General features: G+C 27.8%; 13 protein-coding genes. 1 reads left to right on the top strand and 12 read right to left on the bottom strand.

The window, feature by feature from the left end:
* Nucleotides 1–139 precede the first annotated feature (139 nt).
* Nucleotides 140–520, top strand: coding sequence for a prenylated flavin chaperone LpdD (gene lpdD, locus J1C67_RS11310; protein ID WP_167866413.1), 381 nt, complete (start codon nt 140–142; stop codon nt 518–520).
* Nucleotides 521–639: 119 nt separating this feature from the next.
* On the opposite strand, the gene J1C67_RS11305 is transcribed toward lpdD, so the two are convergent.
* The 12 genes from J1C67_RS11305 to J1C67_RS11250 all read right to left on the bottom strand — a co-directional run bounded on the left by J1C67_RS11305 (nt 640) and on the right by J1C67_RS11250 (nt 15,626).
* On the bottom strand, nt 640–1,914 hold the full coding sequence (locus J1C67_RS11305) for an aspartate aminotransferase family protein (RefSeq protein ID WP_167866412.1): 1,275 nt from the start codon (nt 1,912–1,914) through the stop codon (nt 640–642).
* 37 nt (nt 1,915–1,951) lie between these two features.
* A complete protein-coding gene (locus tag J1C67_RS11300) occupies nt 1,952–3,877 on the bottom strand; it encodes a peptidase U32 family protein (protein WP_167866411.1) in 1,926 nt (641 codons plus the stop codon).
* A 150-nt stretch (nt 3,878–4,027) separates the two neighbouring features.
* Nucleotides 4,028–6,385 carry an ABC transporter permease gene (locus J1C67_RS11295; RefSeq protein WP_167866410.1) on the bottom strand — a complete coding sequence of 786 codons (2,358 nt, stop codon included), beginning with the start codon at nt 6,383–6,385 and terminating at the stop codon, nt 4,028–4,030.
* Nucleotides 6,386–6,387: 2 nt separating this feature from the next.
* Nucleotides 6,388–7,149: an ABC transporter ATP-binding protein gene (locus tag J1C67_RS11290; protein ID WP_167866409.1), complete on the bottom strand. Its 762-nt coding sequence runs from the start codon at nt 7,147–7,149 to the stop codon at nt 6,388–6,390.
* 217 nt (nt 7,150–7,366) lie between these two features.
* Entirely contained in the window at nt 7,367–8,524 is a 1,158-nt protein-coding gene (locus J1C67_RS11285) for a HAMP domain-containing sensor histidine kinase (RefSeq protein WP_167866408.1), read from the bottom strand.
* Entirely contained in the window at nt 8,521–9,210 is a 690-nt protein-coding gene (locus J1C67_RS11280) for a response regulator transcription factor (protein ID WP_167866407.1), read from the bottom strand. Before J1C67_RS11280 ends, J1C67_RS11285 begins: the two co-directional genes overlap by 4 nt.
* 243 nt (nt 9,211–9,453) lie before the next feature.
* The gene (locus tag J1C67_RS11275; protein ID WP_167866406.1) at nt 9,454–10,608 is read right to left on the bottom strand and encodes a M20 metallopeptidase family protein; all 1,155 of its coding nucleotides are present in this window, start codon (nt 10,606–10,608) and stop codon (nt 9,454–9,456) included.
* 257 nt (nt 10,609–10,865) lie between these two features.
* Nucleotides 10,866–11,612, bottom strand: coding sequence for a hypothetical protein (locus J1C67_RS11270; RefSeq protein WP_167866405.1), 747 nt, complete (start codon nt 11,610–11,612; stop codon nt 10,866–10,868).
* A gap of 23 nt (nt 11,613–11,635) precedes the next feature.
* Entirely contained in the window at nt 11,636–12,346 is a 711-nt protein-coding gene (locus J1C67_RS11265) for a hypothetical protein (protein ID WP_167866404.1), read from the bottom strand.
* Nucleotides 12,339–13,196: an ABC transporter ATP-binding protein gene (locus J1C67_RS11260; protein ID WP_167866403.1), complete on the bottom strand. Its 858-nt coding sequence runs from the start codon at nt 13,194–13,196 to the stop codon at nt 12,339–12,341. The genes J1C67_RS11265 and J1C67_RS11260 overlap by 8 nt, the downstream gene beginning before the upstream one ends.
* A gap of 4 nt (nt 13,197–13,200) precedes the next feature.
* Entirely contained in the window at nt 13,201–13,572 is a 372-nt protein-coding gene (locus J1C67_RS11255; protein WP_167866402.1) for a GntR family transcriptional regulator, read from the bottom strand.
* A gap of 206 nt (nt 13,573–13,778) precedes the next feature.
* On the bottom strand, nt 13,779–15,626 hold the full coding sequence (locus tag J1C67_RS11250) for a peptidoglycan-binding protein (RefSeq protein WP_167866401.1): 1,848 nt from the start codon (nt 15,624–15,626) through the stop codon (nt 13,779–13,781).
* Nucleotides 15,627–15,725: the final 99 nt, after the last annotated feature.

Below are 15,725 nucleotides of genomic sequence, written 5' to 3'. Positions count from 1 at the left end.
GTCAACTCTCTCATATTACTACATTTCCATTTCTATTTCAACAAATTACTACCTTCAATATATATTTATACTATCTTTAATATATATTTTTTATATCATATATATTATAATTATAAAAAATCCCCAAAGGAGGATATACGTGTTTCAATTAACGAGAATATTTAGAAATCATAATATAAATTGTTCAGCTATAAACATGGGTACTGATTGGAATATAAGTATATATGGTGGTGAAATTTCTCATATAGGTGCTGTTGCACTTGGTATTCCAAGGCTTAGTCTTGATGGCAGCAATAAAATAAGTTCTTCAGTATCAGTGCTAACAATTACAGGGCATAAAGAAGATATAATAGTACAAAATGTAGCAAAGAAAATATGTAGTAAAATTAATAGTACTGTAGTTGTTTGCTGTGGAATACATATCGAAAACATTACCTTTAATGACATTGAAAATTTGAATTATGTTATAGATGAACTTGTAGAAGAACTAATTTCAAAAATAAGTGGCGGGTGTAAATAACTTTATGTATCTTCTTTAGTTAGGAAGACCTCCGTCATTTCAAAAAATCCATACTACAAAATAGGATACCACAATTACTGTGATATCCTATTTTGCCCTACTTTACTTTTTAAAACTATTTATTTTACTTCATCTAAAACTTCATCTAAGTTACTTATTAAAGTTTCTATATCTTCTTCTGTTATTACTAATGGTGGTTGGAAAGCTAATACATTTCTACCTAATCCATTTTTACCTACTATTAATCCTCTATCTTTTAATTTTTCTAATATTATGTCAGTTTCTTCGCTTGCAGGCTCTCCATTTTCTTTTACTAGTTCTGCACCTAGCATTAAGCCTATGCCTCTTACATCTTTTATTATGTTATGTTTGTTTTTTAAATTTTCTAACTTAGCTTTCAAAAGAATTCCTAATTCTTCAGCTTTTTTACATAACTGATTTTTTTCTATATAATCTAGAACTGCTATTGCTGTAGCTGATGAAACTGGATTTCCACCGAGTGTTGATGCAGATGGCTTTGTGAAAGCTTTTGCTATTTCATCATTAGTGCAAAAAGCTGATATTGGCATACCATTTCCCAGTGCCTTTGCCACTGTAATTATATCTGGTACCACATCATAGTTTTCTATAGCAAACATTTTACCTGTTCTTGCAAAACCAGTTTGTACTTCATCAATTATTAATAATATTTTATTCTTTTCTAAGATACTTTTTAATTCTTTAAAATACCAAAGTGGTGGAGTTATTATTCCTCCGTTTCCTTGTATTGGTTCTACTATTAATGCTGCTATATTTTCAGCGCCTCTTTTATTAATTATTTTTTCAATACTACTTAATGATTCTTTTGCGCCTTCATCTATATTAAGTTTTTCATTTATTATATTTTTAGCAAAATGTATTGATGGTGATAAATCCTGGTCTGCTCTCCACATAGGTATAGCAGTAGCACTCATTGTTAAATAAGTTCTTCCATGTAGCCCGTTGTTTAATGCGATAAATTCATTTTTTCCTGTATATAATCTAGCTAATAGCATAGCCCCTTCATTTGCCTCTGATCCTGTACAACAAAAAAATGAACGCCTTAAATCCCCTGGAAGCACAGTTGCTAATTTTTCTGCTAAATTAACCATAGGCTCTGTTAAATAAAGTATTGTTGTATGTTGAAGAGTTCTCATTTGGTTTATTGAGGCTTCTACTATTTCTTTATTGCAATGACCACAGTTCATTACTGATACTCCTGCAAAAAAATCTATGTACTTATTATCTTTATCATCATATAAATACTGCATATCTCCCTTTACTATTTGCGGTGGATTTTTGTAAAAATGATTCCCTTGAGATGATGGAAATAAGTATTCCTTTTTCTTTTTAATTATCTTTTCTGCTCCAATCAAAATCCTCTTCCTCCTTAGTTATTTACTTTTACCTTTCTTAATCAAACTGCATTGCCCCTAATGTAAACCCTGAACAATTATAATCAAATTCATTAAATATTTCCTTACAAAGTTCTAAATTATCTATTGCTTTTTTATAGGATTTTATAATCTTTCTTAATGTATCATTATCATAATTACAAGCCTCTATCCTAAAACATTTAGCTCCAAGTTCACTTAATTCTTTAAGTATTGGCATATAACATAGTTCTTTAGATAATAACATGTGATTTTTCCCTGCATTATCTATATATATAGGATGTTCATTGCCTTTATCGTCTACTAATAATAAAACATCTTTATCCATATATTTTCTCTCTACATTTTTAGTTTTCTCTAACACTTTAGTATTTTCATATATATCATGGCTCATATACATTACAACTGGTGAACCATGTACTATTATTTCTAAAGGTAATGATGATCCTATTAATATATCCTTTGTGTTCTTAGCTGGTGATTCACAGGATACTGCTACCGAACTTAACCCTTGATTTTTATAGAAATCTGCTGAAATTCGATTATATATATTTAATGAATAATCTCCAATAAGTTCTAATCCTAAATCATCAAATTTGCTTATATTACCTAGACTTGTAACTAATAGACCATCTATTCCCAATTTGTTATTTCTTAATAAATGATTATACTTTGAAAAATCTTCTTCAGACATCATTCTTGGCATACCTAAGTATACTTTAGAATTTTTCTTATTTTTAGCTATATCTATTATTTCTTTTTTATTAAATGGAAGGCTTGGTTTAAATACCTCTCCTGATAAATATACCTTATCTACCCCTTCTTCTATTGCTACCATAGCTGATTCATAAGAGTTTACTTTTACACTAAGTTCTGCCTTATTATCAATTTTATTATCTGTTTCTAGAATAGCCTTAACATGTTCTACTCTTTCTTCTTTTATTTCAAATTCGTCCATAGGGCTACTAAATACCTTCCCAGTACTATAAAGTTTACCTGTACCTTCATAACGTTCATTTATATTAAAAAGACCAGGATTTCCAAAAGCATATGCAGTTGAAAGATCTCTTTTTCTACTTTCATATAGTTTTATAGAATCTTTCTTTCTATCATAATTAATAGGATCTTCTATATATCTATCAATAGAATCACTATAAGAATTCACTAAATCTACAAGATAATCTGTATCTCTCATTCTTCCTTCAATTTTAAAAGATACAATTCCAGCTTCAATTAATTCTGGAATATTTTCATACATATACATATCTTTTACTGCCATAGGGAAACTTGTATTATACTCTTCTCCACCTTTATTTATTTTATAAGACCAACGACAAGGCTTCATACACAATCCTCTACTACCGCTTTTTCCAAATAGCATTCCACTATACATACATTGAGCTCCATGAGCCACACACATATCTCCATGAACAAAATATTCAAATTCCATATCTGTTTTACTAGATAGTTGTTTTACTGTATTTAAATCTAATTCCCTTGGCATAACTACCCTTGTAACTCCAAGTTCTTGTAATTTTTCTATAGTATCAAAATTATGTACATTCATCATTACAGATGAATGTACATTTAAATTCAACCCTAAATCTTTAATTAACTTTATTACACTCATATCCTGTACTATTAGAGCATCTGGTTGTATTCTATCTAAATATCTAAAATACTCTTCAGCCTGTAATAAATCATCTGAACTTAATAAATTATTTACTGTTATATATACTTTTTTCCCTAAAGAATGTGCTATTTGTATTGATTCCTCTAGCTCCAAATTAGTAAAGTTAAAATCTTTTCTATGCATACGCATGTTAAATATTTTACCACCTAAATAAACTGCATCCGCTCCACTATTTATTACTGATTTGAAAATTTCAAAATTCCCAGCAGGCGCTAATAACTCAACTTCTTGATCATTAAAATATCTACTCATCTTATGTTACCTCTTTTATTTGTATTTTTATAATTTAAATCTTTGCTCAATTATATCATATTCTCATAATGAGCTAACTGAAATTTAAATAGTCTATTATTTTTTTCAAGTGCCTAATTACTATATTCCATTATAATTAGTATACATATATCATTCTTGTATTAAATTTTTTGGTGTTACTTTTTTAATCTTCATTGTTACCAGCCATGCAAATAAACAAGTGAAAGTACAAATTATTGCCACTGGCTCCATTAGTGTTTTTATAGAATATACTGTTACAAAATTACTTAACCCAGCATTTTTAAATAATAAAGACATAATATAATCATTGCACAATATATTTAATATTATACCTAATCCACTTCCTACCAATGCTACAATTAAAAACCTCAAGGTAAATTGTCCTCTAAGTTGTTTTGTTGTAAAACCTTGTGCTTTTAATATTCCAATATCAATTTTTTCTTTTTGAAGTGTGTTGCTACATACTAAAATCGAAATTAATCCTACTACGATTATAGCTATAATATAAGTTCCTTTTGTAGTTTCCTCAATTATACTTACGGTTGACTTCATAGATTCTTTTTCTATTTTATTTGTATCGGTAATTATTACATTTTCTTCATAGTCTTTATATTTAACTTTTAATTTTTCTACTAGTCCACTTATATTCGCCTTATTTTCTATCTTAAACTCAGTTCTCTTCAATGTATAATCAGGTTCTAATATACGCATTCCAGATTCAAGCATAATTATATTTTCCCCAACTTCCTGAGTATTTTGATTTAATCCAACTATTATATATTCTTCCTTTTCTCCCTTTAAATTTTCCACTACAATTTTATCACCAATTGACTTTTGCATTAAATCAGACATTATTGTTGTAATCATTACTTCATTACTATATTTAGGATTTCTTCCCTCTAAAGGTTTTTTTAATCCCCCTCCTAAATCATCTACAACCATTACAAATATTTTTCTATTATCAACTGTTCTATACTCACCTTTTAACATAAACTTCCCTATAACACTGGCTTCGCTCTCTACTTCCTTAATAATTTCATTTACAACATTAATATCCTTTTCATTATTGTATGAAATACTAATGTCACTTGAAAATGAACTGAATATATTTTCCGCATTGTCTCCAATTATCATATTACTAATTGATCCAATAGATATAATAAACGATGTTAAAATCCCAACTACAATAAACAACATTACATATTGTTTTGAATGAGTTATAATTTGTTTTACTGCAATTTTCATAGATAACGGTATGAAGCTTGCTTTATCTAGGGAAATGTTAATTCTACTTGAGAAATAAACTGGTGCATGCCCAAAAGCTATTGCTCTAACAGGTGAAATCTTAGTTATCTTCCTTGTTATTAAAATAATAAAAATACTAAGTAAAAATAACAAAGCTCCTAAAATAGACAAACATATTAAAAATTTGATATTACCTTCCCAAAATAGTCCAGTACTGCTTAACAAAGTATCACCAACGGATTTTAATAATAACCCACTACTTAACATTCCTATTCCACTTGCTAAAATTCCCATTAACATATATTGTATCAATAAAATCAATCTTATTTGTTTGTTTTTAAATCCTATAGATTTTAATATTCCAAGTGAAACATAATCCATTTCTATATTTGAATTAACAGAATATCCAATTACAATTGTTACTATTACAAGTAGCAATATACAGAAACATAAAAAAAGAGCGCTAATAATATTAGGTAAAATAAATGTATATATCTCATATTGTCCCAATGTATATGAAACTAACCCAAAATTTTCTAAACCGGTTTCTTTATTTATATTATTAATTGCTTCATTAATATTTTTTTCTTTATAATTATCATTAATAAATGTATCTACTATAATAAAATGCTCAAATCCCTTAGATTCTACTTTTAATAACTGACTTAACTCATTATTATTTATAAAAAATCGTTTTATCCCTATATTACTAGAACCATAAATAGGATCTTCAAAAAAGTCAGCAATTTTATATTTATAATCACATTCTTCAGTCTTGAAAATAATTTCCTGTCCAATTTCGCAACTAAATTCTTCCTTAAAATAGATAGGCAAATATATTTCTCCATCTTTAGGTTCTTTCATTTTATTATTATTCCTATCTAGATTATAACTATTTCTATTTGGTTTATAATCTGTTAAAAAAATAAAATTCGGATATTTTTTCTCTCCTATTTGTAAATTTGAATATGAAATAATTTCACTTTCTTCTACAGTCTTAACCTCTTCCTGTTCTTCTAATTTAGTTTTTATATCTGTGCTATAATATTCTTTATTAATCATATTCGTAATGTCAGGCGAATTAGCTTCTTTGTTAGCAATTGAAAACCTTTCTTTTCCAGAAATAACTACACTTACAACTGTTGAAAGCGTCATTGAAATAATTAAAACAAGAATAAATATGCTTATAAAACTTCCTTTTCGCTTTTTTAAATTTGATAGTAATATTGTATAAATAGCCACTATTACCACCCCTTACTTGAAAGCCAAGAAAGCACTTGTGTTTCTCTTGATTTCTTTTCTTCTTCTGTGTAAGGTTTCATACTCATATCTCCAACTACTTTTCCATCTTCAATATACATAATACGATTTGCCCGAATAGCTGCTTTAATATCATGTGTTACCATTAAAATACTTTGTCCTTTTTCATTAACCTTAGTTAATAAATCTAAAACCTCATTTCTAGCTTTAGAGTTTAAAGCTCCTGTTGGTTCATCAGCAAATATTAGTGATGGCTCATTAATTAATCCTCTTGCAATACTAGCCCTTTGTTGTTCTCCTCCTGAAACTTGTGATGGTAGCCTTTTTTGTGCTTCTAATAACCCAACTGATTTCAGCAGTTCTTTAGCTCTTTTATTTACTTCCTTTGGTTTGTACTTTTTCAGTAAATAACCAGGAACAACAATATTTTCAAACAAACTTAAATTTGATACTAAATGCATTTGTTGAAAAACAAACCCTATATGTTTTCTCCTTAGCATTGAAAGTTCATCAGTTTTCATATTATGAATACTTGCCTCTTTAAAATAAACTTCACCGGAAGAAAAAGTGTCCATTCCACTTAAACAATAAAGAAGTGTTGACTTTCCAGACCCAGAACTACCCATAATAACAGTAAAATCATTTTCTATAATTTCTAAATCAATATTATTTAACACATGATTTTGTAACCCTTCATTTGCGTAACTTTTACATAAATCCTTTGCTTTAATTAATATATTAGCCATATAAATTCCCCTTTCATCCTCTTGGAATTTCCCTCTAAATAACTAGTTAAGCATGGCATCATAAATAACAAAAATACTTACTTGTTATTCATTTTGATATAACTCAGTATTTATTGGGATATCCTTAATAATTTAATTCTAGCATGCAAGTTATTAAGGAATCTTTAAGACATTTATAAGTAAATACCTAACCACCAACCACTACCCTTATATTTCCTCAACTCCTTTTTATCTTTAAAATCACAGTTAACCCATCTCTCCTATTCTCAATTTCAACTTTCCCCTCCATTTGCTCCATAATATATTTTACAATGTAAAGTCCTAGCCCCGCTCCAGGTTTATTTTCAATATTTTTACCCCGATAAAATTTTTCAAAAATGAAAGGCATATCCTCATCTAATATACCTTGTCCAAAATCTTTAATAGTACAATATAAATATTTACCTTCAATTTTAAAATCAATATTGATTTTGCTTCCACTTGAATATTTCACACTGTTGCTTATTATATTTTCAAAAACTTGCTCTAGCCTATTTTTATCAACTTTAACAATACAATCTGGAATTTTACACTCTACTACAAGCTTATTTTCTTCTGCTAAAATAGATTTCAAAATTTCATTAATGATCTGAGGTGCCTTATATTCATCTATATTAATTTCTAGCTTTTCAATATTAGATAATGAATGTAAAAATAAATCATTAGTTAATTTACTAACCTCATCACATTTCTTTATAATAACTGAAATATAGCGTTGCTTTCTTTCATAATTATTATCCATATTTGCTTGAAGCCCTTCTGTATATGCACGAATAGATGCAATTGGAGTTTTAATATCATGAGAAATAGTGGCTATTACTATTTTATTATTTTCAATAGCCTCTTTTTCGCATAATCTAGCTCTTTTCACTTCTTTTCTCATCATATCAAATGCCCAAGTAAAATCACCAAACATATTATTTCTTTCTATATAAAGCGGTAAGTCAAAATCTCCCTTTGCAATTTGAGTAGCAAAACTTTGTAATTTTATAAAAGGACGAATTACTTGAATATAAATATATAAAAAAACTATTATTAAAAATAATACACAAAGCCCATATATTATCCACAGCTTTTCACCATACCCTGTGTCGATTCCTATAAAATTACTTCTAATATCTTGTTGAAAATTTTCAATTGCTTTTTCTAGCTCAATTGCTTTACTACTATCTTCTAATGTCATCTTTGTTAATTCTTGTATTTCATTCAAAGAGACAATTTGATTTCTTATTTCTTTATCCTTATTTTCAAGGTTCTTGTTATTTAAAATACTTAAAAACATAACTGTAATACAAACAAAGAAAAATATAAAAATTCCTATAATTTTTTTCTTCATATTCCTACCTCAAATATATATCCTATACCCCATAAAGTTTTAATATATTTTGGCTTTGATGGGTTATCTTCTAACTTTTCACGAAGCCATCTAATATGAACTGCTAATGTAGAAATTTCAATTTCATTAAACATTCCCCATACTTCTGAAAAAATATTTTCTTTTCTTAAAGTAGTATTTTTATGTTTAAGTAAGTATTTTAATAAATCAAATTCTTTAATAGATAATTTGATATCTTTACCTTCTTTTTTAATAATCCGTGCTGTTAAATCAATTTCAATATTATCAAATTTCACCTTCTCTTCTATCCCTACAAACCCATAGGCTCTCCTAATATTTGCATTAACTCTTGAAAGCAATTCGCCTAAAGAATAAGGCTTAGGAAGATAGTCATCTCCACCTAAATCAAGACCTGTAACTTTATCACTATCACTAGTTCTTGCACTAATAAATATAATAGGAATTATACTCTCTCTACGTATTTCCTTGCAAAAGTTAAAGCCTGTCCCATCTGGAAGATTAATATCTAATATAAGCAGCTTAAATTGATTTTTTTCAAGAGCTTCATAAGCATCTTCAATACTACCTGCAAGTTCCACCTTATATCCATGATCCTGCAATACATCACTTGTTATCATTCCTAAATCTTTATCATCATCTATAATTAAAATATCTTTTTTATCCATCTAGCTCTCCATTCAATATTAATATAATCTTTTTAAATACCCATTCTATAAATATCATAAATTACCTTTACATTTATTGCAACATTATCCATTTAATTAAAGCATAGTATAATTCAAAAATATAAAGGTACTACTTATTTATTTTTCAGCTAAATACTTAACTTTCAGGTAAATAAAAAAAATCTAACACAGTATTTTTTATACTGTGTTAAATTCTATAATTATATTTTTTCTCATTGTAACTTAGGCTTCTAATGCATAAGCTAAATATAGATTAGTGCTTATTAAAACTGCTCTTTCATCTATATTAAATCTTTCATTGTGATTTGGAAAATCTCTTCCTATCTTTGAGTTTCCAGCACCTACAAATACAAAAACTCCTGGTATTTTCTTTTGATATATTGAAAAATCTTCCCCAAGCATCATTTTTGGAATACACACTATATTTTCTTTATTAAATATCTTTCTAGCTCCTTCTAATGCCGTTTTAACTGCTGCCTCATCATTAAACACCACGGGGTGTGAAGAAATATTATATTCAATTATAGCAACTGCTCCATGTGCAATTGCTGTGCTATATGCAATTCTTTTTATAGAAGTTTCTATTTTCTTTGCATTTTCATCCGAAAACATTCTAACAGTTCCTTCAATAAGTGCCTCGCCAGAAATAATATTATGAGAAGCTCCAGATACCATATGCCCAATAGTTACTACTGCTGGATCTATAGGATCAATTTCTCTGCTTACAATAGCTTGGATTCCCATAACAGTTGCTGCACATACCAAAGTCGCATCAACACATTGATGAGGCTTACCTGCATGTCCCGATTTTCCCTTAATAAATATTTTAAACTTCTGTGATGCTGCCATTCTATTACCTTTTTGTATAGAAATCTTGCCACATTCAATATCACCAAAAACATGTAGCCCAAATATCTCATCTACTTTATCTAAATGTCCAGACTCAACTATAAGCTTTGCCCCACTAGAGTTTTCTTCTGCAGGCTGAAATATTATAATAATTTTTCCTGGCAATTCATCTTCATATTTTTTTAAAATAATTGTAGCTCCAATAAGTGATGCCATATGTGAATCATGACCACAAGCATGCATTACCCCTAAGTTTTCAGACGTATAATCTACGCCCGTATTTTCTTCTATTTTTAAAGCATCCATATCTGCTCTCAATGCAATAGTTCTACCTTCACCTTTACCTACAGTTGCAATTACACCTGTTTTTCCACATTCTACATATGGTACTCCTATTTTATTTAATTCCTCTTTTATTTTCTTTGACGTTTCATATTCCTCTAGTGCAATCTCAGGATGTTTATGAAATTCTCTTCTTAGTGCAATTATATAGTCGCCTAATTTCTCTGTTTCCTTTAGTATATCCACTTTAAATCATCCTTTCTCTCTTGTACTTCATATTTATTGTGATATGCCTTAGTTACCCTAACTATCTTTAACATATTAATTACCTATATTAATTAATATATCCACTAAATAAAAAATAGTACCGATTTAGTTTACTTAGAAACTGGTATTAGTCAATCTACCTTACTACTTAGAAATTCCTAAAGCCCTTATAAATTCAAAAAAAATTCACTACAGTACCTAAAAGTACTGTAGTGAATTAGATTTCTTATATTTTTCTAGTTTCTAATTTTAAATTTCTGTCCATAGAAAAAATTGCATATTCTATATGAACATATAAAAATAATTGGCGTTAATATTACTGTGATTATTAATATTGTATCTGCTTGTTGATATGCTGAAAATTTCCCAAAGAAATCTTGTGCAATATTTCCATTAACAAATAGCAAATTTCTATCTACAAATAAAAGTAATATTATATATGTTCCACAAGTTAGTAATATAGATAATAATTTTATTACTTTTGATTTTATAAAAACAAAACTAGTACCAAAGGCTATAAATATTAAATGGGACAGTTTACTAAATAACTCCTCTTTCCAATTTTGAGTAAATGCTTGTATTAAACTAAAATTATCATCCCCACCAGTAATAATTCCTATTGAAAAAACAAAATTAATAATTAGAAATAATCCTATTAAAGAAAACATAACAAAAATAATAATTACGTTAATAAAAATGTTTAACAAAATGCAATATAAAAATATATTACATATATAAAAATTTTTAGAGACAGGTAAAAGTTCAAAATGTTTTACTTTGCTACTAAAAGTAATGTGTAATGCAAGTAATGAAAAAATTATTAATGGAATGTTATTTAAGACTCCACCCAAGTCTGGAATATTTAGAATTACTATATTGAAAATAAAAATTTCTAAAAGCAATAAAAAATTATATTTTGTATTCAAGTTTGCAACTAAACTTTTAAAAAGAATTCTTTGAAATACTATTATTTTCTTAATCATAAATCCTCCTTATTCATTAACAACTATTTTTTATGAAGATTTAATGCTATTTTAATTCCTCCAAATAGAGAAATGATAAATAGTATTAAAGAAGTCCCTAGAAGTATATATTTAAAATTTATATTCTCTATATTAGCTAATGCACTAGATAATTTTATATTATAGATTAACTTAAATACATAAGCAGATACGAAGAATAAAACAAAAATAGTAATAAGTGAACCAATCCTATATTTTATATCTTTAATAAAGCATATAGCGATACATATATTACCCATACTAAAGAAAAACAGAATACTAATTATACCCCCACATATAAAAAACCCTTTAATATCTGCTAAAAACCAATTCCAATTATTTAATAAAAGGTTTGAATTTCCACGTGAAAATAACCACATAACTATAAATGAAACAACGGCAAATCCACTTATCATCATAACAACCATAAAAATGAAATGGTAAAAACTAAAAAATATATTATAAATAGCAAATTTATTAGATACCGGTAACAACTCCCAAAGTTTTATCTTTTTGTTTACCCCTTGGCAAACAAATCCTATAGGCATAATTCCAATAGCAATTACATTAGCATCTCCTCCCACAATAATATTATAAGCAATACTAAAAAAGATAAACATAAAAAATATTTTCCCTACATGTTTTGGTGATTCATTCGAATCAAAATTATTTTGAAAGAAAAAGACCCTTTGAAAACTTCTTATTTTTTTAATCATCCTTATTCATGCCCCCTCTAAGTATCATTACATCTTCAATGCTAGCAGGAGCAAATTTTACACCATGTATATTTTTAAAAGGTTCTCTATCTTCAACCAAACCTTGGTATCCAAAAATATTTTCTTTTAATCCTTTTATATTTCTTTTTAGCTCATCAGAAATTGATGATTTATCCACTTGGATTATAGAGTATTTTTCTATTAACATTTCTTTATCCATTGAAAAAATAATTTTCTCTTTATCCATTAGTGTTATATAATCAGCAATTTTTTCTAAATCACTTAAAATATGTGTTGAAAAAAGGATAGCCTTATTTTCGTCTTGCATAATTTCAAGAAAAAAATCAATAATTTCGGCTCTAGAAATAGGGTCAAGACCTGCTGTTGGTTCATCAAGAATTATTAAATCTGGATTATGACAAAGTGCCATAATTACATTAAATTTAGTTTTCATGCCTTTTGAATACTTAGTTAAGTTTTTATTTGGATTCAATTCAAACTTATCCATTAATAAGTTATATTTATTGATATCAAATTGCTCATAAAATGGAGCTATCATTTTCACAATTTGTTTAGGTTTCCACATGGTATACATTAAATCATCAAAAACTACCCCAATTTTCGATTTCACCTTTTCATCATTACCATACATCCTTAATCCATCAAATAATACTTCTCCCTTTGAATGAGGAAGTTGATTTACTATAGCCTTAATTAGTGTTGTTTTTCCAACACCATTTCTTCCTATAAGCCCCATAACGCTTCCTTTAGGTATAGTTAAATTTATAGATTTCAATTCAAAGTCTCCATTTTTCACACAAAGATTTTTAATTTCCAAAGCATTTTTCATAATATTATCCTCCATAGATATCATTAATAATTTTTGTAATTTCTATTTTTTCAATATTAGAGTTATCAGCAAAATCTTTGATTTCATCTAATTTCTTTTTTAACTCAATTAGATGAAGTTCTTTTGTTTTATCTAAATCAATTTGATTTACAAAGCAACCCCTACCTGGAATTGTTATAACAAGATTTTGTTTTTCTAACTCTTCATAAGCTCGTTTAACTGTTACTATTCCAACTCTTAAATCCTTTGCCATAACTCTAATAGATGGAAGTTGCTCTTCTCCTTTTATAATACCCTTAAAAATTTGTTCTTTAATTTGGTTAGTAATCTGCTTGTATATAGGAGTCTGGGAAAGCGAAGAAATTATTACATTCAAACTATCACCTCCAACATGCTATTACTGTGATTATACATTAGACACAGATGGAGTTCAAGTAAATTTTGGTAAATACTCAAAATTTCTCAAATAATAACTATTTTAAAAATGCAAAAGGAGCTCCGCTAAGAGCTCCTTTTTAGTAATAATAAATATATATATAAGAAAAAGGAAATTTCAATATAATAAAAATATCTCATTCCTATTTACTTAGATTTTCTTGATTTACTTCTTTTTTCTTTAATTTCTCTACCAGTATATAAATCTTCATAAGTTGAAGATATTTTCTCCCAAGTAATTTCGTCAACTATACCACTAACTTCTAATCCAAATTCTTTTTGTAATTTTTCAACTGCAATCTTAGTATTGTTATCAAACTCCCCAGTTACAGGTATTTCATCTATCCTATAATTATTTTTTGCAATTACATTTATATATTGTTGCAAAACAGTAACATATCCATCTTTATCCCCAAGCTCTAAGTTAAATCCAGGATAACTATATAGTATATCTGATTTATTAATATTTTTCCCACTATCTAAGCTATCATATACTGATATTAATTTATTCCAATCATTAACACCAACATTTCCATCATCATTTAATTCAAATTCCTTTTGAAATGCTATTACCGCATTCTTTGTTCCTTTGTTGAACACTCCATCAACTTCTATCCTTGGAATTTTTTTATAAACTCTTGATATTGCTTGTAAATAAGTTTGCAGCCATTTAATATCCTCTCCAACTAAATTTTCCTTTAGTACATAGCCTGGATATTGCCTTTCTACTCCTGGTTTCTGATTTTCTTCATCTATCTCTGGTTCTTGATTAAGCTCTGCTAATCTTTTTACTCCAACGTAAATATCTGATATCCTATACCAAGTAGCTCTTCCAACAATTCCATCTTGAGTTAGGTTAAAAACCTTCTGAAAAGTCTTAACCGAATCTTCAGTTTGCTTATCAAACTTACCCTCTACAGAAACAATTTTAGGAATAGCCGGAAAATTTTTAGAAATTCTATTTAATTGCTTTTGAATTATTTTTACATTTTCATTTATATCATTAAGTCTAAGGGGTGCCCCTGGATACGACTCAGGTACTCCTTCAATAACAGTTGCTCTAACTAAATCTTTGTCATATCCAAAATAATATTTTATAATATCTAAAGCTTCTACCCCTGCATTTGCTAAATCAACCGAACCCCATTGTGATAATCCATCACATTTAACAGTTGTACCATTACAGTACTGTGCAAAAAACGGAGTTTTATTTCCAATAGTTATAATATATTTACTAAAAATTTCATCAACTATTTTGCTTATATTTTCATATATATTTCTACCTTTTATAAAATATTGATCATAGGCAGTTGAGTTTGTAATCTGGAATGAATATCCTTTATTTCTATACCATTCTGTATAAATTCTATTTAGTGCAAAAGATATTTGGCAATAAATATTTGCCTTTAGTGATTCTTCTGGCCAAGTTGGATAAATTTCACTTGAAGCAACATTTTTAATGTAATCAACAAATCCTACTGTCACATTTTCAGCACCTGAATTTGGATATCCTAAATGCACTACAATAAATTGTGGTATATATACTTTATCCAAAACAAATGGGTATTCCATTGTTCCTATCTGCTTGTCTCTTTGTTCTTTAAGTACTAGTTGTTGCTCTGGTATAACAATTATCTCTGGTAAAGAAGTAAATTCACTAATCTTATCTTCCTCTTTTAGTTCAATATTCTGTATTGATGTATTTTCCTCAAAAACACTTACACCCTCCACAATAACCTCTACAAAGCCATCCGATAAAATATCTAAATTATACCTTCCGTAAGGAATTATACCGCTTTCATATGGTTGTTGTGATAAGCTCTTTTCTGGAGTATCTACCTCTATTATTTCACTTCTTCCACTAATATCAAATGCATCATCTTTTTCATAAACTATATTTCCATTTTCAGCATTAGTAATCTTAAGACTGCCCCTAGTTTTAGGTAGCGCATCCATCACCTTAAATAGCCTTACTAATATATATCCTTTTTCCAAAGTAATCTCCTAAAAAAATTATTGTTATATTAATTTATGTAAATCATATCCAAAGGTGCATATCATTATTTATATCTACTTTTAATCCTGAATTTTCTG

This window comes from Clostridium gasigenes, from assembly GCF_017348895.1.
Taxonomy (GTDB): domain Bacteria; phylum Bacillota; class Clostridia; order Clostridiales; family Clostridiaceae; genus Clostridium; species Clostridium gasigenes.
Note: the sequence above shows the minus strand (reverse complement) of the source record. Positions and strands in the feature narration are given on the sequence as shown.

Bases quoted from the DNA above. Each gene is read 5' to 3' on its own strand.
- J1C67_RS11290 (WP_167866409.1), bottom strand. From the start codon at position 7,149: ATGGCTAATATATTAATTAAAGCAAAGGATTTATGTAAAAGTTACGCA.
- J1C67_RS11280 (WP_167866407.1), bottom strand. From the start codon at position 9,210: ATGGATAAAAAAGATATTTTAATTATAGATGATGATAAAGATTTAGGA.
- J1C67_RS11300 (WP_167866411.1), bottom strand. From the start codon at position 3,877: ATGAGTAGATATTTTAATGATCAAGAAGTTGAGTTATTAGCGCCTGCT.
- J1C67_RS11260 (WP_167866403.1), bottom strand. From the start codon at position 13,196: ATGAAAAATGCTTTGGAAATTAAAAATCTTTGTGTGAAAAATGGAGAC.
- J1C67_RS11285 (WP_167866408.1), bottom strand. From the start codon at position 8,524: ATGAAGAAAAAAATTATAGGAATTTTTATATTTTTCTTTGTTTGTATT.
- J1C67_RS11270 (WP_167866405.1), bottom strand. From the start codon at position 11,612: ATGATTAAGAAAATAATAGTATTTCAAAGAATTCTTTTTAAAAGTTTA.
- J1C67_RS11265 (WP_167866404.1), bottom strand. From the start codon at position 12,346: ATGATTAAAAAAATAAGAAGTTTTCAAAGGGTCTTTTTCTTTCAAAAT.